The organism is Erythrobacter sp. JK5 (assembly GCF_018205975.1).
In the GTDB taxonomy this organism is placed as follows: domain Bacteria; phylum Pseudomonadota; class Alphaproteobacteria; order Sphingomonadales; family Sphingomonadaceae; genus Erythrobacter.
This window is the reverse complement of record NZ_CP073577.1, coordinates 1557760-1576908: the sequence shown is the minus strand read 5'-3', so window position 1 is coordinate 1576908 and position 19149 is coordinate 1557760. Positions and strand designations below refer to the sequence as shown.

Genomic DNA, 19149 nt, shown 5'->3' with positions numbered 1-19149 from the left:
TCCTAGAATGAATACTTGTAGACCTTGCTCACGTCTTCGCCCCATTCGCCGTAATAGGCATCGAGCAGGCGCTGCGCGGGGACCTTGCCGGTCGCGACGATTTCCTCGAGCGTTTCGAGATAGCCGGTTTCGTTGTCGCCGCTGACGCTGAGCCGGCCGCGTGCGGCGAGCCCGGCATGCGCGATCTTGAGCACATCCTTGCCAAGGTCCTGCAGCGTCCCGCTGCCGCCCGGCAGCTTCGTTTCCAGCGCCAGCCGGGGCACTTCGTTGCGCAGCCGCTCGCGCTCCTCCATCGACCAGTCCTTGACGAGGTCCCACGCGGCATCGAGCGCTTGGCTGTCGTAGAGCAGGCCGACCCACAGGGCGGGCAGCGCGCAGATCCGGCTCCACGGCCCGCCGTCCGCCCCGCGCATTTCGAGGAAGCTCTTGAGCCGCACTTCGGGGAACGCGGTCGAAAGGTGGTCCCACCAGTCGCTCGCCGTGGGGCGCTCGCCGGGCAGAACGGACAGTTTGCCGTCGAGGAAGTCGCGAAAGCTGAGCCCAGCCGCGTCGATGTATTTCCCGTCGCGGAACACGAAATACATCGGCACGTCGAGGATGTAGTCGGCCCAGCGCTCGTAGCCGAAGCCGTCCTCAAACACGAACGGCAGCATGCCCGTCCGGTGCGGATCGGTGTCGGACCAGATATGCGAGCGGTAGGAGAGGTAGCCGTTGGGCTTGCCCTCGGTGAAGGGCGAGTTGGCAAACAGCGCCGTCGCAAGCGGTTGCAACGCCAGCCCGACACGGAATTTCTGCACCATGTCGGCTTCGGACGAATAATCGAGATTGACCTGGATCGTGCAGGTCCGCAGCATCATGTCGAGCCCGAGATTGCCGACCCGCGGCATGTGACGCCGCATGATCTCATACCGGCCCTTGGGCATGATCGGCAGGTCTTCGCGGGTCTTGTCGGGCCACATGCCGAGGCCGAGATAGCCGACCCCGCAGCGCTCGCCGACCTGCTTGACCTGCGCCAGGTGGCGCCCGGTCTCGTTGCAGGTCTCGTGCAGGGTTTCGAGCGGGGCGCCCGAAAGCTCCAGCTGCCCGGCGGGTTCGAGGCTGACGGTGCCGTCCGCGCCCCGCATGGCGATGACCTTGCCCCCTTCCTCGACCGGCTCCCAGCCGAATTCGGTCAGGTTCATCAACAGGTCGCGGATTCCGCAGGGCTCGTCATAGGACGGCGCGCGGCGATCGGCCTTCTTGTAGACCAGCTTTTCGTGTTCGGTCCCGATCCGCCAGTCGGACTTGGGCTTCTCGCCGCCCCGCATCGGGGCGATCAACTGATCACGGCTATCGATGACCGGATCGTCGGCTGTCGATGCCTCGCGCGTACTCATACGGGCAAACCCTTTCCTCTGGTACCGGTTGCCCTACGAAACCGAATTCGGCGTGGGAAGGGCAAATTGCGTTTTTTGCAGCCAGGACAAAATTGTCAGGACCAGTCGCCGGCGGTGGCCATCCACACCGAAAGCGCTGCAATCGCAGCGGTTTCGCCGCGCAGGATGCGCGGGCCGAGAGTGATGGCGCGAGCCTGCGGATGGGCGCGGATCGCCTCGCGCTCGGCATCGTCGAACCCGCCCTCGGGGCCGATCAGAAGTGCGGCGGGGCCAGAATGCACCGTGAAGGCGTCGGCGGCGGCCTCACCGCCCTGTTCGTCGGCAAACAACAGGGCGCGGTCCTGCGGCCAATCGCGAAGCAAGGCCTCCAGCTTCACCGGCTCGCCCAGTTCGGGAAGTGCGGTGCGGGCGCATTGCTCGGCGGCCTCGGTGGTGATCGTGCGGGCGCGGTCGAGATTGAGCTTGTCGGCGACGCAGCGGCGGGTGACGACCGGCTGGATGCGCGCGACGCCAAGTTCGGTCGCCTTTTCGAGCACCAGGTCGAAGCGGTCCTTCTTGAGCAGGGCGGGGCAGAGCCACAGGTCGGGCACCTCCTCGCGCTCGCGCAGGCGTTCGGTCACGGTCACATCGACCCGGCGCTTGTCGACCTGCCCGACGCGTGCCGCCCATTCGCCGGTGATATTGTCGCAAACGATGATCGTGTCGCCCTCGCGCACGCGCATCACCTTGCCGAGATAGTGCGCATGGCTGCCCTCGAGCGCGAAGGTCCGGCCTTGGCCCAGTTCTTCCTCGACGAACAGGCGCGGTGCGCTTTTCGGAGGCCAGGCGGGTGTTGCGGGCAATTCGATCTCCATTCTCGTCATTTCCGCGAAAGCGGGAATCGAGCTGTTTTTCAACCGTGGCGGGCAAGAAAGCTGGACCTCCGCCTTCGCGGGGGTGACGAAATAGGTTAGTCGGCTCGTATGACTGCGCGCGCTGCACAATTCGGAATAGCTGCGGTATTCCTGATCCTTGGCGGATGGGCGCTGTTGGCACCCGGCAACGTGATCGAGCTTGGTTTCACCGAGCCCTATCGCGCCAACACCTACACCAACCGCTTCATCATGGCGGGTTTCGGAGCGCAGGCGGTGCTGTTCGGTATCATGGCGCTGGTGGTGCGATGGCGGGCGACCGCATTCCTGGTCTTCGCAGCCCTGTTGCTGCCGTTCTTCGTCTTCAACTGGTATTTCCATTTCGAAGTGCCGGTGCTCACCTCCTATGGAATGATCGACTTTGCCGGGAACACCGTGATGCTGGTGCTGGCCGTGATCGGCTGGCGCGCCGCCAAGGCTGAAGAGTCGCGCGCATGACCGAGCAGATCGTCCCCGACACCGAGCACCGCGGCTTGATCGAGCGCCTGCCGCAGCTGCCGCGCGATTTGGCGCAGCTGGCGCGGTTCGACCGGCCGATCGGCTGGTGGCTGCTGTTCTGGCCGTGCGTGTTCGGCGTCTGGCTGACCGGCGCCGGGTTCCAGTGGGCGCTGCTCGGCTGGCTCTTGCTGGGCGCGATCGCGATGCGCGGGGCGGGGTGCGTGTACAACGACATCGTCGACGCGGACCTCGACGCCAAGGTTGCGCGCACCGCAGCGCGCCCGGTCGCAAGCGGGCGAGTGTCGAAGAAGGTCGCGTGGGGCTGGCTGGTCTTCCTCTGCCTGATCGGGCTCTTGGTGCTGCTGCAATTGCGCTGGGAGGCACAACTGGTCGCGCTCGCCAGCCTCGCGCTGGTCGCCGCTTATCCCTTCATGAAGCGCATCACCTGGTGGCCGCAGGCGTGGCTCGGCATGGTGTTCAACTGGGGTCTGCTGGTCGGCTGGACGCAGCTGCGGTTCGACAATTGGGACGCGCTCGCGGTGCTCTATGCCGGGTGCATCGCGTGGGTGATCGGCTACGACACGATCTACGCGCTGCAGGACCGCGAGGACGATGCGCTGGTCGGCGTGAAGTCCTCGGCGTTGCGGATGGGGGGCAAGGTGCAGGCCGGGGTCGCCGGGTTCTACGCCGCCACGATCGGGCTGTGGGGATTGGGCTTCTGGCTGTTCCGCGAGGACTGGCTGGCGCTGCTTGCGCTGCTGCCGGTCGCGCTGCACCTGCTGTGGCAGGTCGCCACGCTCGACCCCGAAGATCCGGACAACCCGCTCACCCGCTTCCGCTCGAACCGCTGGGCCGGGGCGCTGATGGCGCTGGCCTGTTTCACCGTGGGGAATGCCTGATGTGCAACCTTTACCGCATGACCAAGGCAAAGGACGAGGTCGCCAGGTGGTTTGACGCGATCGAAGCGTTGGGCGGGGCGAATTTCGGCGAAGAAGTCTATCCCGGCTATCCGGGTCTGGTCGTCGCTGGCGGCGAGATCAGGCAGATGACCTGGGGGTTTCCGCTGGTGATGAAGGGCAAGAGCGGCCAGCCCTTGAAGCCCAAGCCGGTCAACAATGCCCGCACCGACAAGCTCGATAGTTTCTTCTGGCGCTATTCGTTCGAGGAACGCCGCTGCCTGATCCCGGTGAGCGCGTGGGCGGAGGCGCAGGGGCCGAAGGGGAGCAAGACCCGCACCTGGCTGTCGCTGCCCGACGCCGAGCTGTTCGCCGCAGCGGGCGTCTGGCGGGAATCGGACGAATTCGGGACATGCTATTCAATGGTCATGACCGACAGCAAGGGATCGGACGCGGAGGGCGTGCATTCGAGGATGCCCGTGCTGCTTCGGCCAGAGGACTACGAGGGGTGGGTTTCGGGATCGCCCGACGATGCGAAAGCGCTGTGCAAGCCGTGGAGCGGCGACATCAGCATCGACCGCACCGACCAGCCGTGGACCCGCGGGGCGGCGAGCCAGACAAACCTTCTGTGAGGGCGTTTGCCAGCGTCGCCGAAGATCGGCTCGCGCAGGATCGGTTCGTTCATGCTGCCTCTCCCGCCCCACGATTCTGATAGCTGACGATTTCGAATTCGATCCCGTCCCAGTCGAAGAAGTAGAACCTCCTGCCCGGCTCGTAGTCGTCGTGCCCGAACGGTTCCAGACCGGCGGCGATCACCACCTTTTCGGCCCCGTCGAGATCGTCGACCACCAGGCCGACATGGTTGAGCGGCTGGCCCTTGGCATAGTCGCCGGTCAAATGCTCGCCGGTGTAGAGCGCAAGATATCCTGCGCCATTGCCGGGTTCGCCGACATGGATCGTCCTGCCGCCCAGCTGCGATTCGCCGCGCCAGCGTTCCTCCCAGCCGCACAGTTGCCTGAACAGTTGGGCGCTGCGTTCGGGCTGGGTGACGGAAAGGTTGGCGTGTTCGATCTGTCCGCTGGGCATTGGTCGGCTCCCTGTAATCATGGGTTGGCGATCCGCTTGCGAATCACCCGTTTGCCAATCGTGCAATCTCAACCTAACTTGAGGTCAAGCTTATTCCGAAAGTGGGTGCAACATGACCGCAAGACCGCACAGGAACGACCTGATCCCGATCGGCGAAATGGCGCGACGCACCGGGCTCGCCGTGTCGGCGATCCGGTTTTACGAGGACAAGCGCCTGATCGAGCCGGTTCGCACCGGCGGTAATCAGCGACGTTTCCTGCGTTCGGACATTCGCCGGGTCAGCTTCATCATGATCGCGCAGCAGCTCGGCCTGACGCTCGGCGAAATCCGTGAGCAGCTGGCGCAATTGCCGCATGGGCGCACCCCGAATGCGCGCGACTGGAAGAGGATCAGCAGCGTCATCCGCAAGCGTATCGACGCAAGGATCGCCGCGCTCGCGAAAATCCGCGAGGATCTCGACGGGTGTATCGGGTGCGGGTGCCTGAGCCTGAAGAAGTGCGCGCTCTACAACGCGGGCGATCGCTGGGGCGAAAAGGGCGCAGGCCCGCGCGTGATGCTGCCGCCCGAAGTGGCCTAGTATTCCGGCCCGAGCTCCGGATCGAGATCGCGCGGTCGGGCGAAGTGCACCAGCTTGCCGACGAAATTCTTGAGCTCGCTCCAGTCGTCGATGTCGCATTCGATCACCGCGAAGGTCGCGGTCGGGAACTTGACCTTCGCTTCGTGAAACAGATCGTTCTCGTGGGCCGGCGAAACCAGTTCCAGCAATACGTCCTGAAGGCCAGGATTGTGACCCGCGATCAGCACCGCATCGTGATCGCCCCCCTGGCTTTCGACCACTTCGAGGATCGTGTCCGAACTGGCGAGATAAAGCCGGTCGTCAAACACCGGTTCAGCGTCCGGGAGTGCCTCTTCGAGCGTGAGCTTCACCCGCACCGCAGGGCTGGCGATCAGCGCGCCCCACTCGATGCCATGATCGGCGATGTGCTTGCCGATCAGCGCCGCGCCCCTGCGACCGCGATCGTTGAGCCCACGGTCGAAATCGCGCGTCGACGAATCGTCCCAGTCCGATTTGGCGTGCCTCAGCAATCCGAGGATTTTCATGACGCGCCACTTCTCCTGCTCGATCCCACCGCAGCGACCAGCGCCGCGCGGTTGCTCTCAGCACGATAACCCCCGGTCTGTAAAGCCAATGCGGCAGCCTCGCGCTGGCGAGACTGCCGCATGACCGGCACGAGGAGCGCGCCGGTCGCTGGGGAAGGGTGGAGTCAGAGCATTCCTGTCTCGATCCCGGTGAACGGTCCTGCCAGCGCGATCGACGTGGCGAAGACGGCCATGGCGATCACCGACACACGTTCCGCGACCGATCCCGGAATGCCCGGCATGCGCAGGGGCTTGGCGTGCTTGCGGAATTCCTCCTTGTAGCGCGGATGCTCGGTGCCCATCCACCGGTCCCACCAGGTGAAGTAGAACCCGAAATTGTGGCGGTCCGAATGGTGCAGGTCGTGATGGGTGGTGGTGCTGATCCAGTCGGTCAGCGGATTGTCGACCCAGCCTGCCGGAAACAGTTCGTGCCCGGCATGCGCCATCACGTTGCGGATGATCATGTGCCACAGGAACAGGAACACCGCTAACCCGGCATAGGCGACGCCCATCAGGCTGGTGATCAGCAGGAACAGCGGCATGAAGGCGGCTTCGAACACGGCTTCCCAGGTCGAGAAGCTGTAGGCTGCCCACGGGGTGGGGGTGCGCGACTTGTGGTGGTGCAGGTGCGTCGCCCGGAACAGCCGCCTGGTGTGCATCGCGCGGTGTATCCAGTAGAAATAGGCATCGTGCACGACGATGATCAGCGCGGTTTGCCAGATCAGCGTCAGGAGCGTGGTCGTTTCCAGTTCGAGCTTGATGATCCCGAGTTCCTTGCCGAGCAAGGTGGTCAGGGTGGTGACCCCGAACACGAACACCGTGCGCAGCGAGGACAGGATCTCGCGGCGATAATCCGATCCCTGCGCGTTCTTCTGCTGGATGCGGCGATGGCCTGCCCAGCGGCGGAACACCAGCAGGATCGCGGTGAGGACTCCGGCGGCGATCAGATAGCGACCGAGATCGAAATACATCACGTCGAGGAAATGATCGCCGACCTTGCCCAGGGCATAGGTCAGGGTGGGGTCGCCGGTGGCTGGCGGGGTGGATAGTAGGGTCATGGGGCTCTCCATCGATCTGACGGAAACCTAGGTGCACCGGCGCGCTCCGGATTTCCTCTCACTGGCGAAGAAAGCCGGTCGATTCCGGAATCGATCGAGGTTTTTCAGTTTTGAACAGCCCGAACCGGCACTGTTTCGGCGGATTCCTCGGCTCCGATCGCTTCGCGGCGGAATTCGCTCGGCGTGGTGCCCGTCTCGGCGCGAAAGGCGCGGTTGAAGGTCGGCAGCGAGTTGTAGCCGAGGTCCATGGCGATGGTCAGCACCGGCAGGTCCACATCCTCGCGGCTGGCGAGCTTTTTACGCGCTTCGGCGATCCGGTGGCGATTGAGAAAGACGGAAAAGTTGCGGTATCCCAGCTTGCGGTTGATGAGCGCGCGCAGCCGGTGTTCGGGGTATCGAGCTGTTCGGCCAAGGCGGAGATCGTCAGGCCGGGCTGGCGATAGGCCCCTTCGGCCATGGCCGCGGCAAGCTTGTCGTGGAGGACGGTTTCCGACGGTGAGAGGTCGAGACGCGGATCGTCTTCGTCGGGCTGATCCTGCTCGGATTCGACCAGCAGTTCGGGATCGGTCCGCAGCAGCGCGAGCCCGGCAAACAGGGTAATCAGCAGGATCAGAAACGTGTTGAGCAGCTGCACCAGCGGAAACGCGCGGGTCAATCCGAAAACCATCTCGAAAATCAGGATCCCGCCGGCCTGCGCGGCGACGAGCAGCGGCAACCACAGGCGGATGACGCGGCGCTGTTCGACCAGATCGTCTTCTCGCCCCATCAAGCCGACCCGGACGAGATCGACGATCAGCGCCAGCGCGACGGCATGCGTAAAGTAGAATGCGAACACCTGCACCGGCTCTACGAAGTTTGCAAAGAACCACGATATCGTCAGCGCTGCGGCGGCGGCGTTCATGACGCCCCTGGGCGGTTCGCGCTCGAACAGCCTGCGGGCGAACAGCCAGATCCAGAACGGCGAAAATATCGCGACCAGATCCACCAGTGGAACCCACACATTATCCCGGGTCATCATGGTGCTCGAATTCACGAGATAGGCGATCACGCCGACGATCATGCCGACAACCGGCAGCTTGATTGCCGCGCGCACCTCACCGGCGACCAATTGCGCGAGCAACATCAGCGCCGCGCCGATCGTCATCACCCGGACGAAGAATTCGACCTGCTCGATCATGACGGTGCTTGTGCCTCGTTTGCTTCGGTCGCGCCAGCCGCTTGGTCGGCTCCGATCATGCTTCCGGCGATCCGTTCGCGTGCCTCGTCCAGCGTCACGCGCCGGATCGCGGTGCCTTCGGGGAAGGCCGACAGCAGCCGCGAGGGGAAGGCTGCGGACAGCACGACGAAATGGCCGTGGTCTTCCTTGCCCCGGATCAACCGCCCGAATGCCTGCGCCAGTCGGGCGCGGATGATACGATCGTCGAACTGGCTGCCGGAACCGCTCGCGGCGCGGCGGGCCTTGTGGAGGATATCGGGGCGCGGCCACGGCACCGCCTCCAGCACCACGCAGCGCAGGGACCGGCCCGGCACATCGACCCCGTCGCGCAGCGCATCGGTGCCGAGCAGGCTCGCGCGCGGATCGTCGCGGAAGATATCGACCAGCGTGCCGGTGTCGATCGGATCGACATGCTGGGCGTAGAGCGGCAGGCCTTCGCGCGCCAGGCGATCGGCAATCCGGCCATGCACAGCGCGCAGGCGACGGATCGCGGTGAACAGGCCGAGCACGCCGCCCTGCGAGGCCTCGATCAACCGCGCGTAGGCGCCTGCGAGGCCGGGCAGATCGCCCTTCCTGATATCGGTGACGATCAGCACTTCGGCGCGGCTCGCATAGTCGAACGGACTGTCGGCAGCCGAGAGCAGCGGCTGCGTATCGACATGCGCCGCGCCCGAACGCTGGATCGCGCTTTCCCATGGATCGCCGGGCTGCGCCCCGATCCGGTCGGTAAGCGTGGCGCTGGTCAGCATCACGCCATGCGCGGGTTCGAGCACGACCTTGGCAAACGGCTTCATCGGGTCGAGCCAGCGGCGGTGGATCGCCACGTCGAATTCGCGCGCGTCCGAGCGATCGACCGCGAGCCAATCGACGAATTCGGGATCGTCCGGTCCGCCGAGCCGATCGAGCAGCGATTCCCACGCTGTGACCAGATCGACCCGCCATTGCAGCGAGAAGCGCGCGCCTTCGATCCGTGCGCGGCCCTGTCCATCCAGCCAGTCGGGCGGATCGGCCATGATCGCTTCGAGCCGCCCGCCCAGCCGGATCAGCGGAGTGCGGATCGCGGCCAGCGCTTCTGCCGCGACGCCCGCGGCTTCGATCACGTCGCCCGGAAGTCCGGAGGCTTCGGTCTCGATACCGTAGCCCGCTTCCTGCCCGCCGCTTTCGTCGCGGGCATAGGTTGCCGCGCGCACCGCGAAGAGCAATTGCTCGATCGGGCCGGACGGTTCGCCTTCATTGAGCCGCCCGAGCCAGCCGTCGCCCGGCAGCGCCTGCGCCGCCTCGATCGCCGCCTCGACCGCTTCGCCGCCCTCGTCGTCATAGCTCGCGACGTCGGCCAGTCGCGCTGCCAGCCCGCGCCTGCGCCCCCGGTTCTTGCGCTCCGGACCGATGATCCAGCGGCGCAATTCGATTGCTTCTTGCCCGGAAAGCGTCGCAGCGAAGGTCGAATCCGCCGCTTCGAACACGTGGTGCCCCTCGTCGAAGATCAGCCGGGTAGGGCGCTGGGCATGGTCGCGACCGCGCGCGGCGTTGACCATCACCAGCGCATGGTTGGCAATGACGAGATCGGCCTGTGCGCTGTCGCGTGCCGCGCGCTCTATGAAGCATTTGCGGTAGTGCGGGCACCCGGCATAGATGCACTCGCCGCGCTGATCGGTGAGCGCGGCGATCCCGCGCTTGCGGAACAGGGTGCCGAGCCAGCCGGGCAAGTCGCCGCCGATCATGTCCCCGTCGCGCGTGAAGGCGGCCCAGCGCGCGACCAGCTGCGCCAGGATCGCGGGGCGTCCGGCAAACCCGCCCTGAAGCGCGTCTTCGAGATTGAGCAGGCAGAGGTAGTTCTCGCGCCCCTTGCGCACCACCACGGGGGCGTGCCGTCGGGCCGCTTGACCGGCCATGCCCGGCGGCTTTCGGCGCGGAGTTGGCGCTGGAGGTTCTTGGTAAAGGTCGAGACCCACACCGTACCGCCGCTGGCGCTGGCCCACAGCGAGGAGGGGGCCAGATAGCCCAGCGTTTTGCCGATACCCGTGCCCGCCTGCGCCAGCGCCACATGCGGGGTTTCGCGCTTGTCTCTGGGTGCGAATATCCGCGTGACGTCGCTGGCATAGGCGCGCTGGCCTTCGCGTCTCTCCGCCCCTTCGCCGGTCAGGTGATCGAGCTGGGCGAGCACTTCGGCATCGGGCAACGCGATCTGCCGCGGCGCGCCGCGCTCGGGGGCTTCCTGCCATTCGGGCAGGCGTGAAAACAGCCACTTTTCCGCCTGCTCGGGCTTGGCGACATGCGGTTTCAACACGTTGGCCCACGGCCAGCGCAGCCGCTGCATCGTCTGCAGCGCGCTCCATGCACCCTCGCGCTCGAACCATTCGGGATCCTCGCACGCCGCGACCAGCGCCCCGGCGGCGCGTTGCAGGAATTCGGGCACGTCTTCGTCGCCCTCGGGCTCGGCGATCGTCAGCGCCTGAGCCAGTCCGCGCGGAGTCGGCACACAAAAGCGGGCAGGGTGCACGAAGGCGAAGAGTTCGAGCAGGTCGAGCCCCGAAAGGTCGGGATAGCCCAGCCGGTTCGCCACCAGCGGCGCGTTGACCAGCAAGACGGGCGTGTCCGATGCGGCCATGATCGCATCGCCCTTGGACACGGCGCCGGTTTCGCCATCGGCCGGACGCAGCCAGTTGCCGCCATGGCTGGCGTGCAAGGCGGGGAGGGGGACCGGGTCCGGTGAGGGTGCGGGCAAGGTCACGGTTCATGAAATGCGGGAGCAGGAACGAAATGTAAACGCAAGCATGCGACAATTGCGCAGCAACCATCGTCGGGAGGAAAGAGGAAATATGCGCAGTCTCGTTTCTGGCATCGCTTTGGGTTTCGCAACGGCAACGGCATTGCTCGGGCCTTCGGTCGCGTCAGCCCAAGAACCGGCTGCCGTGCCGCAATCCGACGACCACAAGCGGATGATGGCAGCGGCCAAAGTGGTGCAGAGCGCCCGCGACACCGGACTCAAGGGCGACTTCGAAGGATGGTTGAAGCATTTCACCCCCGATGTCGTCTTCATCGTGAACGACACCGTCGTCCTCGGCCGGGCCGAGCTGAGAAAAGTCTACACCATGTTCTTTTCGGCGGCACGCGGAGCCGGCCTGGAGATGCGAGCCCCCGAGATCATCGAAAGCGGCTGGACCGGTGATCGGATCTATGTCTGGCAGAAGGAGTTTCTCGGCGAGGCCGAGATCGTCACCTACGGCGAATACGAAGTGGCCGGCGACAAGATTTCGCGGGTGGTCGCGTCCTATTAGGCTTCGGGAGCGAGCGAACTGGACTACGAGATGGACGACCCGTTGCACCACACCTCGAGACGTTTGAGCGCGGGACATGCGAGTTTCGGCAGGAAAGGCCTGAGCGACCGGCAACCCGCCCCGTGCGACCCCTATCAGGACCACCGCGCGGCGTTTCTTGCCGAAGAACGGGCGCGTGATGGTGCGCGACCTTGCGCCGCGCCCCATGAGGTCTCGCGCGCGTCCGGCATCGCAGCGCCGACCCCTTTCGTTTCGGGTTACGCACCCGAGCGATCGGGCCTCAAGGCAAGGGTGGAGGACGAGCTGGATCGGCTGTTCGGCCCGCCGCACCGGCGCAGCATCATCGTTGCCTATCTCATGTTCTTCTTCGCCAGCCCGCTGTCGGTTCATCGGTTCTATTGCGGCGAATTCCATTCCGCGATCGCCCAGCTCGCCCTGCTTTGCGGGAGCGTGATCTGCTTCGTTATCTTTCCGCCGCTCGGAGCCATTGGGCTGATCCTGCGCGGGATCTGGGTCGGGTTCGACTTTCTGATGATCCCCGGAATGATGCAGCGCTTCAAGGATCGCAGCGGCACCGGCCGCTCGGTGATGGCCTAACCGCGCGCCTTTTCCAGCAGGTCGACCAGTTCCTCGAACTTTTCGCGCTGTTGGGCTTCGTTGCCGCTGGCGATGGCTTCGTTGACGCAGCAGGCTGCGTGGTCCTTGAGCACCTGGCTTTCGACCTTGGCGAGTGCCGACTTGATCGCGCGAAGCTGGTGCAGGATGTCGATGCAGTAGCGATCGTCCTCGATCATCTGCGCGACCCCGCGCACCTGCCCGGCGATGCGGTTCAGGCGGTTGATTTTGGTGCTGGATGACCCGGCCATAGGCGACGTTCCCGTTGAAATACCCTAGGGGGTATATATAAGGGATACATATCCAGTGTCGCAACCCCGATAAGGCCATGCCTGTTTCCCTCAATCGTCGCCATTTCATTTCGAGCACCGTCGGGCTCGCCGCCGCCGCATCGCTGGCCACGCCCGCCTGGGCGAAGGGCCGCTCGCTCACTCACGCGAAGAACGGCTTCGGCGAATTGTCGGGCGAGGATATCGCGCTGTCGATCGGCGATGCGCATTTTGTCACCGGCGCACGCTCGGGCCACGCGATCGCGGTCAACGGCACGGTGCCCGGCCCGCTGATCCGCCTGCGCGAAGGGCAGGACGTGCGGCTGCACGTGACCAACAATCTCGATGAGGATTCCTCGATCCACTGGCACGGCCTGCTGCTGCCGTTCCAGTTCGACGGGGTGCCGGGCGTGAGCTTTCCGGGCATCAAGCCGGGGCAGACCTTCACCTACGAATTCCCGATCCGGCAGAACGGCACCTATTGGTGGCACTCGCATTCGGGGCTGCAGGAACAGGCGGGGCATTACGGCCCGCTGGTGATCGAGCCCAAGGACCCCGACCCGCGCTACGACCGCGATTACGTCGTGCTGCTGAGCGAATTCACGCCGATCCATCCGCACGAGATCATGCGCAAGCTCAAGGTCGGCGAGCACTACTTCCAGCGCCAGATGAACAGCGCGACCGAGGGCGAGCTGTCGGGCGAGCAGCGCCGGATGTGGGGCCAGATGCGGATGAACCCGCGCGACATTTCGGACGTCACTGGCTCGACCTACACCTATCTCATCAACGGACACGGCCCGGCGGACGACCTCCAGCTGGAATTCAAGCCCGGCGAGCGCGTGCGGCTGCGCGTCATCAACGGCAGCGCGATGACGTTCTTCAATGTCCGCATTCCCGGCGTGCCGATGACGGTGATCCAGGCCGACGGGCAGGACGTCGACCCGGTGGAGGTCGACGAATTCCAGATCGGCACTGCCGAGACCTACGACGTGATCGTCCAGCCGTCCGATGGCAGTCACGCGATCGTCGCGGAAGCGATGGACCGCAGCGGCATGGGCGTCGCCAGCCTGACCAGCCACAAGGGCCACATCGCCACGCCGCCGCCGCTGCGCAAAATTCCCACGCTGACCATGACCGACATGGGCATGATGGACCACGCCGCGATGGGGCATGGTGATATGGGCGGCGATATGGCCGGCATGGACCACGACATGCGCGACACCTCGCTCCTGCCCGCCGACGTCAAGGCGGGGCCGGGCGTGGACATGGTCGCGCCTAGCCCCACGGACCGGATGGACTTCCCCGGCCTCGGCCTCGACAACGTCGAGCACCGCGTGCTGCGCTACACCTATCTGCGCGCCAGGCGGATGAACCCGCACCGCGAGGTCGAGCGCGCAATGGAGATCCATCTCACCGGCAACATGGAACGCTACATGTGGTCGTTCGACGGGAAGACATTCACCTCGGTCACCGACGATCCGATCCGCTTCGGGTTCGACGAACGGGTGCGGGTGAAACTCGTCAACCAGACGATGATGGCGCATCCGATCCACCTGCACGGCCATTACTTCGAGCTGGTCAACGGCGCGGACCACATGCACCAGCCGCTGAAGCACACGATGGTGGTGCAGCCGGGCGGGACGGCGACGTTCGACCTGACCGCCAACGAGCCGGGCGACTGGGCGTTCCATTGCCACCTGCTCTACCACATGCATGCGGGGATGATGCAGGTCGTGACCGTGCGGCCGTTCCCCGAAGCAACGCGAGCGTGATCCGTTTTTTCGCCCTTGCCAGCGCAGCCCTGATCGCTGCGCCGCTCGCTGCGCAGGATCACTCCGCGCATGGGAGTAAGCCGGAGATGGATCACTGCGCCATGGGCCACCTGCCGCCCGAGCAATGCCCGCCGCAGGACGAGACGAAGGCCGAGCCGGAAGCGATGGACCATTCCGGGCATGACATGACCGAGACACCCGATGAGCCGACAATGGACCATTCGGGGCACGCGATGGGTGCCGACAAGTCCGTGCCCGGAGCTGCGCCCGAAGACGCTGTGCCGGCGCGCGCCCTCGAGGGTCCGCGCCACGCTGCCGATGCGATCTGGGGCGAAGCGGCAATGGCTCCCGCGCGCCGCCAGCTGGCACGCGAGAATGGCGGGATGACAACCGGCATGGTCCTGATCGAGCGGCTCGAAGCGCGGTTCCCGGCCGAAGGCGGCGGCACCGGATATGTCTGGGATGCGCAGGGCTGGTACGGCGGCGACATCAACCGCTTCGTGCTCAAGACCGAAGGGGAAGGCGAATTTGGCGGCGCGCTGGAAGATGCCGAAATACAGGCGCTCTACAGCCGCGCGATCGGCCCGTTTTTCGACCTGCAGGCGGGCGTCCGGTTCGATCCGGAACCCGATTCGCGCGGGCATCTGGTGCTCGGCATTCAGGGACTTGCGCCCTACATGTTCCACGTCGACGGGGCGTTGTTCCTGTCAGACAGGGGCGACCTTACCGCGCGGCTGGAAGGCGAATACGACCAGCGTATCACCCAGCGGCTGATCCTCCAGCCGCGGCTTGAAGTCGAATTCTCGGCGCAGGACATTCCCGAACGCGATATCGGTGCGGGGATCACCACAATCGAGCCGGGCCTGCGGCTGCGCTATGAATTCGTGCCCGAATTCGCGCCCTATGTCGGGGTCGAGTACGAAGCCAAGCTTGGCGAAACCGCCGACATCGCCCGCGCTGCCGGGGAGAACCCGGACGGTTTCAAGCTGATCGTCGGCCTGCGCGCCTGGTTCTGAGCGCTGTCCTACACGCCCGCCGCTTGCTAGGGCAGAGCGATAAGCAGGACCCAAACGCCCGCATTCGGGTTGGAGAAGTGTCAACTTCGCTTTTTCGGCGTTAAGCGTCTGCTTTCGAACGGAAAACACACCTGAAATTGAAGGTGACACGGTGTCAAGTGTGTCAACTTCGCCGCCCAATTCGCGCTTGCAACATCGCAGCGCTTCCATAAAGACCGCCGCACTATGAGCATGGACGAACTGATCGCCGCCGCACGCGTCAACAAGGCCTGGCCGTTCCAAGAGGCGCAGCGCCTCCTCAAACGCTACCCAGACGGCGCGAAGTCTGACGGTTCGCCGATCCTGTTCGAAACCGGCTATGGCCCCAGCGGCCTGCCGCATATCGGCACGTTTCAGGAAGTGCTGCGCACGACGCTGGTGCGGCGCGCGTTCGAGGCCATGATCGGCGCGCGTCCCGAAGACGGCAGGACGCGGCTGGTAGCATTCAGCGACGACATGGACGGGCTGCGCAAGGTGCCCGACAACGTCCCCAATCACGACATGCTGGCATCGCATCTCGGCAAGCCGTTGTCCCGGATACCCGACCCGTTCGACGCCGGGCACGAAAGCTTTGCCGCGCACAACAACGCGATGCTGCGCGCGTTTCTCGATCGGTTCGGGTTCGAGTACGAGTTCGTCGCTTCGAACGACATGTACAATTCGGGCCGGTTCGACGATGCGCTGCGGCAGGTGCTGCGCACAAACCAGGACATCCTCGACATCATGCTGCCGACCCTGCGCGAGGAACGGCGGCAGACTTATTCGCCGATCCTGCCGATCAGCCCGGTCAGCGGTCGGGTGCTGCAGGTGCCGGTCGAGGTCGTCGATGCCGAGGCCGGGACGGTGCGCTTCACCGACGAAGACGGCAGCGACGTCGAGCAGTCGGCGCTTGGCGGCATGTCCAAGCTGCAATGGAAGGTCGACTGGGCGATGCGCTGGTATGCGCTCGGGGTCGATTACGAGATGTACGGCAAGGATCTGACCGACAGCGGCGTGCAGTCGGGCCGGATCGTCAAGGCGCTCGGCGGGCGCAAGCCCGAGGGTCTGATCTACGAGATGTTCCTCGACGAGAATGGCGAGAAGATCTCGAAGTCGAAGGGCAACGGGCTCTCCATCGAGGAGTGGCTGACCTATGGCAGCGAAGAGAGCCTGGGCTTCTACATCTTCCCCAATCCCAAAAGCGCCAAGCAGCTGCATGTCGGGGTGATCCCGCGCGCGGTCGACGATTACTGGGCGTTCCGCGAGCGTATTGCCGAACAGGATCTCGACAAGAAGCTCGGCAATCCGGCGTGGAACCTGCTGCGCGCCAAGGGCGGATGGCATGCCGACGAGGCACCGGGCGAAGGCGAGAGCCTGCCCGTGACCTATGGCCTGTTGCTCAACCTCGCGAGCGTGCTCGGGACGCAGGCGACGCCCGAGGCGCTGGAGGATTACCTGCGCTCCTATCTGGGCGAGGTCGACATTCGCCCCGAGCTCGCGCGGCTGATCCACTGCGCGATCAATTACACCCGCGACTTCATCGTCCCCACGCTGAGCAAGCGTGCGCCCGCGGCGAACGAAGCGGCGGCCCTGCGCGCGCTCGATGCCGAGCTGGCCACCGCCCCGGCGGACATCGCGGCGGAGGAATTGCAGACCATCGTCTACGAAATCGGCAAGCGCGAGGAATTCGGCTTCGAAAGCCTGCGCGACTGGTTCCGGGGGCTTTACGAGACGCTGCTCGGATCGGAGCAAGGGCCGCGCATGGGCAGTTTCATCGCGCTCTACGGGGTCGAGAACAGCCGCAAGCTGATCGGCGAGGCTTTGGCTAGGGCATAGCCTTCTTCGTCATTGCGAGGAGCCGAAGGCGACGCGGCAATCCATCGACCGACCGTCGCTATTAGCGGACACATCTGGTGATGGATTGCTTCGCCTTCGGCTCGCAATGACGGAGGGAAAGCAAGCGCGAAACAATCCATTTTCCTACCGCCAGCGCCGTGTGCGATACCACTTGGTGATGACGTATTTCGAGCCCTTCACCACCGGCGTTCCGGCATGCATCGTCGCCTCGTTGGGTCGGCCATCCGGGGTGGCGTTGTTCCACACCAGCAGCACGCCGGGCTTGGGCTGGATGTTGATGCCGATTTCCGTGAAATGCGTCCCGCCGCCTTCCTCCACGGTGTTGAGATAGGCCATCGCGGTCCAGCTGCGCTGCCCGCCGCGCTTGCGTTCGAGATTCCAGTACTTCTCGGTGGTGTAGAACCAGTCGTTGTGCGGCTTGAACTGCTGGCCGGGGAGGTAGCGCTGACCCTGGATCGCTTCGCCGATGATCGGGTTCAGGCCCAGCAGATCGTCGATCCGTCGCGAAATGCTTTTCACGAAGCTATCCGAAGGGTCGAGATCGCCCGAATAGGACGTACGAAAGCCGCTTTCGTAGCCGAGTTCATGCAGCGAAGAAGGCCGTGCGATCTGGTCGATCATCAGGCACAACCGCTCGCTTTCGGCGCCGGTGAGGAAATCGCCGATCGCGAAAAGCTCCGCCTTTTCGGTGTCGACCCGGTAGGCACCGGGATCGGCCTTGAGTCGCTGTCGCACGCTCTGTCCGACGCGTACCAGGCCGTCCTGATCGGGAATGGTTTCGGTCTTGGGCATAGGCGAAACGCTTACCAATTGCGACGCGCCATGCAAGCAGGTGGCTGCGGCGAAAGGCTGTCGGGCGCCGCTGCGATGCCGGCATACGCACCGTCGGGGTCGATGCGCCGACGCGCGAGGCCATCATGCCAGCACCGAAAAGCGAAACCCCCGCCGGATCGCTCCGGCAGGGGCATCTCGTTCCGCGTCGACCGACGATCCTTACCAGAAGAAATCGTAGATCACGTCGACCACTTCGCCGGTGTAGATATCGACCAGCAGCACGTCGTCGTAATACCTCACCCAGCGATAGGGTCCGTAGACGTCCGGCAGGCGATAGGCCCACGGATCGCTGATGTAGAAGCGCGGTTGGTAGAACAGGCTGTCGAGGTAGAACCCGATATGCAGCCGGCTGTAGCGGTGCGCGCGGTACGGCGCGTAGTAGCGACCGAGCCGGAAGATGTTCCGGTGCGAACTGCGATAATTGCGCCAGCCATAGCGGTTGTGGTTGCGCCAGCGCCGATCCCACCGTTTGTGGTTGCGGATCCCGTCTCGGTACCCGCGGGCATAGCCGCGATCGCCCCGGTAGTTGCGCTGATCGCGATAACGCCGGTCGCTGCGGCGATAGTCGCGCTGGTCGCGGCGATAGTCACGCCGCCGCTCGGCCCTTACGCCATCGCGGAAGCCATCGCGGCGGATTTGCCGGTCTTCGTAGCGATCGCGCCGCCGTTCGGTCCGGACACCGTCGCGGAAGCCATCGCGGCGGATCTGCCGGTTCTCGTAGCGATCACGCTGCCGTTCCGTCCGGACTCCATCGCGGAAGCCGTCACGCCGGATCTGCCGGTTCTCGATGCGGTTGCCACGACGGTCCACGCGGTTATCGGCCCGACGGTTCTGAGCATTCTCGCGACGCTCTGCACGCCCGTTGAAACGCCGGTCGCCCCGGTCCTGGCGCTGCTCGGCCCGGCGTTCGGCGCGGCCCTGGTACTGCTGGCCGCGATTGCCGGCGCGCTCGATATTGCGCTCTCCGGCCCGCACCGCGCGCCGCTCGAACTGCTGGCTCTGACGGTTGTCGCGCCGCATTTCCTGGCGCTCGCCGCGATTGCCGCCGCGTGCTTCCTGGCGTTGCGCGCGATTGCCGCGTCGCGCTTCCTGGCGCTGACCGCGATTGTCGCCGCGGGCCTGCTGGCGGTTGGCGCGGCGTTCGCTGCGACGTTGTGCGCGATCCTGGCGATCCTGTTCGAAGCTCGCCGTCGCATTCGCCGCTTCGGCCGCCTCGGCTTTCGCCTCGCCGGATTCGGTGGGAACGACCACTGCAAGCGCGAGCGCCAGTGCGGACAGCGCGCTGCCTTTCAGCCATTGGGATAGGTCCATGAGTGCCTCCAAGTGTTACCGCCCCACCACTCGCGGCCAAGTTGATACGTCCTGATAC

General features: G+C 65.1%; 19 protein-coding genes and 1 pseudogene. 9 read left to right on the top strand and 11 right to left on the bottom strand.

All coding sequences use genetic code 11. The features are described from left to right. Positions 1 to 2: 2 nt before the first annotated feature. Together KDC96_RS07710 and KDC96_RS07705 are read right to left on the bottom strand one after the other, a co-directional pair. Positions 3 to 1376, bottom strand: coding sequence for a glutamate--cysteine ligase (locus KDC96_RS07710; protein ID WP_212452040.1), 1374 nt, complete (start codon positions 1374 to 1376; stop codon positions 3 to 5). Between the two features lie 95 nt (positions 1377 to 1471). Then, on the bottom strand, positions 1472 to 2218 hold the full coding sequence (locus tag KDC96_RS07705; RefSeq protein WP_212452504.1) for a 16S rRNA (uracil(1498)-N(3))-methyltransferase: 747 nt from the start codon (positions 2216 to 2218) through the stop codon (positions 1472 to 1474). Between the two features lie 120 nt (positions 2219 to 2338). Between KDC96_RS07705 and KDC96_RS07700 the strand changes: the two genes are divergently transcribed. The 3 genes from KDC96_RS07700 to KDC96_RS07690 are packed head-to-tail and all read left to right on the top strand — an operon-like array spanning position 2339 to position 4253. Then, positions 2339 to 2725: a hypothetical protein gene (locus KDC96_RS07700; RefSeq protein WP_212452038.1), complete on the top strand. Its 387-nt coding sequence runs from the start codon at positions 2339 to 2341 to the stop codon at positions 2723 to 2725. Then, positions 2722 to 3624: a 4-hydroxybenzoate octaprenyltransferase gene (ubiA, locus tag KDC96_RS07695; protein ID WP_212452036.1), complete on the top strand. Its 903-nt coding sequence runs from the start codon at positions 2722 to 2724 to the stop codon at positions 3622 to 3624. The genes KDC96_RS07700 and ubiA overlap by 4 nt, the downstream gene beginning before the upstream one ends. Next, positions 3624 to 4253 (top strand): SOS response-associated peptidase, encoded by a 630-nt coding sequence (locus tag KDC96_RS07690; RefSeq protein ID WP_212452034.1) that lies wholly within the window; start codon positions 3624 to 3626, stop codon positions 4251 to 4253. Before ubiA ends, KDC96_RS07690 begins: the two co-directional genes overlap by 1 nt. Positions 4254 to 4302: 49 nt before the next feature. Here KDC96_RS07690 and KDC96_RS07685 read toward each other — a convergent pair whose 3' ends face one another. Beyond that, the gene (locus KDC96_RS07685) at positions 4303 to 4707 is read right to left on the bottom strand and encodes a VOC family protein (protein ID WP_212452032.1); all 405 of its coding nucleotides are present in this window, start codon (positions 4705 to 4707) and stop codon (positions 4303 to 4305) included. A gap of 112 nt (positions 4708 to 4819) precedes the next feature. Between KDC96_RS07685 and soxR the strand changes: the two genes are divergently transcribed. Next, positions 4820 to 5284: a redox-sensitive transcriptional activator SoxR gene (gene soxR, locus KDC96_RS07680; protein WP_212452030.1), complete on the top strand. Its 465-nt coding sequence runs from the start codon at positions 4820 to 4822 to the stop codon at positions 5282 to 5284. Here the strand turns inward: soxR and KDC96_RS07675 are convergent. The 5 genes and pseudogenes from KDC96_RS07675 to KDC96_RS07660 form a co-directional block, all read right to left on the bottom strand. After that, on the bottom strand, positions 5281 to 5808 hold the full coding sequence (locus KDC96_RS07675) for a histidine phosphatase family protein (protein WP_212452029.1): 528 nt from the start codon (positions 5806 to 5808) through the stop codon (positions 5281 to 5283). The genes soxR and KDC96_RS07675 overlap by 4 nt on opposite strands. 164 nt (positions 5809 to 5972) lie before the next feature. Beyond that, positions 5973 to 6905 carry a sterol desaturase family protein gene (locus KDC96_RS07670; protein WP_212452027.1) on the bottom strand — a complete coding sequence of 311 codons (933 nt, stop codon included), beginning with the start codon at positions 6903 to 6905 and terminating at the stop codon, positions 5973 to 5975. A gap of 104 nt (positions 6906 to 7009) precedes the next feature. Further along, the gene (locus KDC96_RS16400; protein ID WP_249172004.1) at positions 7010 to 7261 is read right to left on the bottom strand and encodes a helix-turn-helix domain-containing protein; all 252 of its coding nucleotides are present in this window, start codon (positions 7259 to 7261) and stop codon (positions 7010 to 7012) included. Next, positions 7162 to 8082, bottom strand: coding sequence for a hypothetical protein (locus KDC96_RS07665; protein WP_249171973.1), 921 nt, complete (start codon positions 8080 to 8082; stop codon positions 7162 to 7164). The genes KDC96_RS16400 and KDC96_RS07665 overlap by 100 nt, the downstream gene beginning before the upstream one ends. Next, positions 8079 to 10846, bottom strand: a pseudogene (locus tag KDC96_RS07660) (ATP-dependent DNA helicase). The gene KDC96_RS07665 and the pseudogene KDC96_RS07660 overlap by 4 nt, the downstream one beginning before the upstream one ends. Positions 10847 to 10895: 49 nt before the next feature. Between KDC96_RS07660 and KDC96_RS07655 the strand changes: the two are divergent. Together KDC96_RS07655 and KDC96_RS07650 are read left to right on the top strand one after the other, a co-directional pair. After that, positions 10896 to 11399, top strand: coding sequence for a nuclear transport factor 2 family protein (locus KDC96_RS07655; protein ID WP_212452025.1), 504 nt, complete (start codon positions 10896 to 10898; stop codon positions 11397 to 11399). Positions 11400 to 11429: 30 nt separating this feature from the next. Then, a complete protein-coding gene (locus tag KDC96_RS07650) occupies positions 11430 to 11996 on the top strand; it encodes a TM2 domain-containing protein (protein WP_212452023.1) in 567 nt (188 codons plus the stop codon). Here the strand turns inward: KDC96_RS07650 and KDC96_RS07645 are convergent. After that, on the bottom strand, positions 11993 to 12265 hold the full coding sequence (locus KDC96_RS07645; RefSeq protein WP_212452021.1) for a metal-sensitive transcriptional regulator: 273 nt from the start codon (positions 12263 to 12265) through the stop codon (positions 11993 to 11995). The two genes, KDC96_RS07650 and KDC96_RS07645, sit on opposite strands and share 4 nt — an antisense overlap. A 77-nt stretch (positions 12266 to 12342) precedes the next feature. Here KDC96_RS07645 and KDC96_RS07640 point away from each other — a divergent pair, with 77 nt between their 5' ends. The 3 genes from KDC96_RS07640 (at position 12343) to KDC96_RS07630 (ending at position 16925) form a co-directional block, all read left to right on the top strand. After that, positions 12343 to 14055 carry a copper resistance system multicopper oxidase gene (locus KDC96_RS07640; RefSeq protein WP_212452019.1) on the top strand — a complete coding sequence of 571 codons (1713 nt, stop codon included), beginning with the start codon at positions 12343 to 12345 and terminating at the stop codon, positions 14053 to 14055. Beyond that, a complete protein-coding gene (locus tag KDC96_RS07635; protein WP_249171972.1) occupies positions 14052 to 15071 on the top strand; it encodes a copper resistance protein B in 1020 nt (339 codons plus the stop codon). Before KDC96_RS07640 ends, KDC96_RS07635 begins: the two co-directional genes overlap by 4 nt. A gap of 225 nt (positions 15072 to 15296) precedes the next feature. After that, a complete protein-coding gene (locus tag KDC96_RS07630) occupies positions 15297 to 16925 on the top strand; it encodes a lysine--tRNA ligase (RefSeq protein WP_212452017.1) in 1629 nt (542 codons plus the stop codon). A 144-nt stretch (positions 16926 to 17069) separates the two neighbouring features. Here the strand turns inward: KDC96_RS07630 and KDC96_RS07625 are convergent, their stop codons facing one another. Together KDC96_RS07625 and KDC96_RS07620 are read right to left on the bottom strand one after the other, a co-directional pair. Beyond that, positions 17070 to 17738, bottom strand: a complete 669-nt coding sequence (locus tag KDC96_RS07625; RefSeq protein ID WP_212452015.1) for a 2OG-Fe(II) oxygenase — start codon at positions 17736 to 17738, stop codon at positions 17070 to 17072. 201 nt (positions 17739 to 17939) lie between these two features. After that, positions 17940 to 19091 carry an RcnB family protein gene (locus KDC96_RS07620; protein ID WP_249171971.1) on the bottom strand — a complete coding sequence of 384 codons (1152 nt, stop codon included), beginning with the start codon at positions 19089 to 19091 and terminating at the stop codon, positions 17940 to 17942. Between the last annotated feature and the right edge of the window lie 58 nt (positions 19092 to 19149).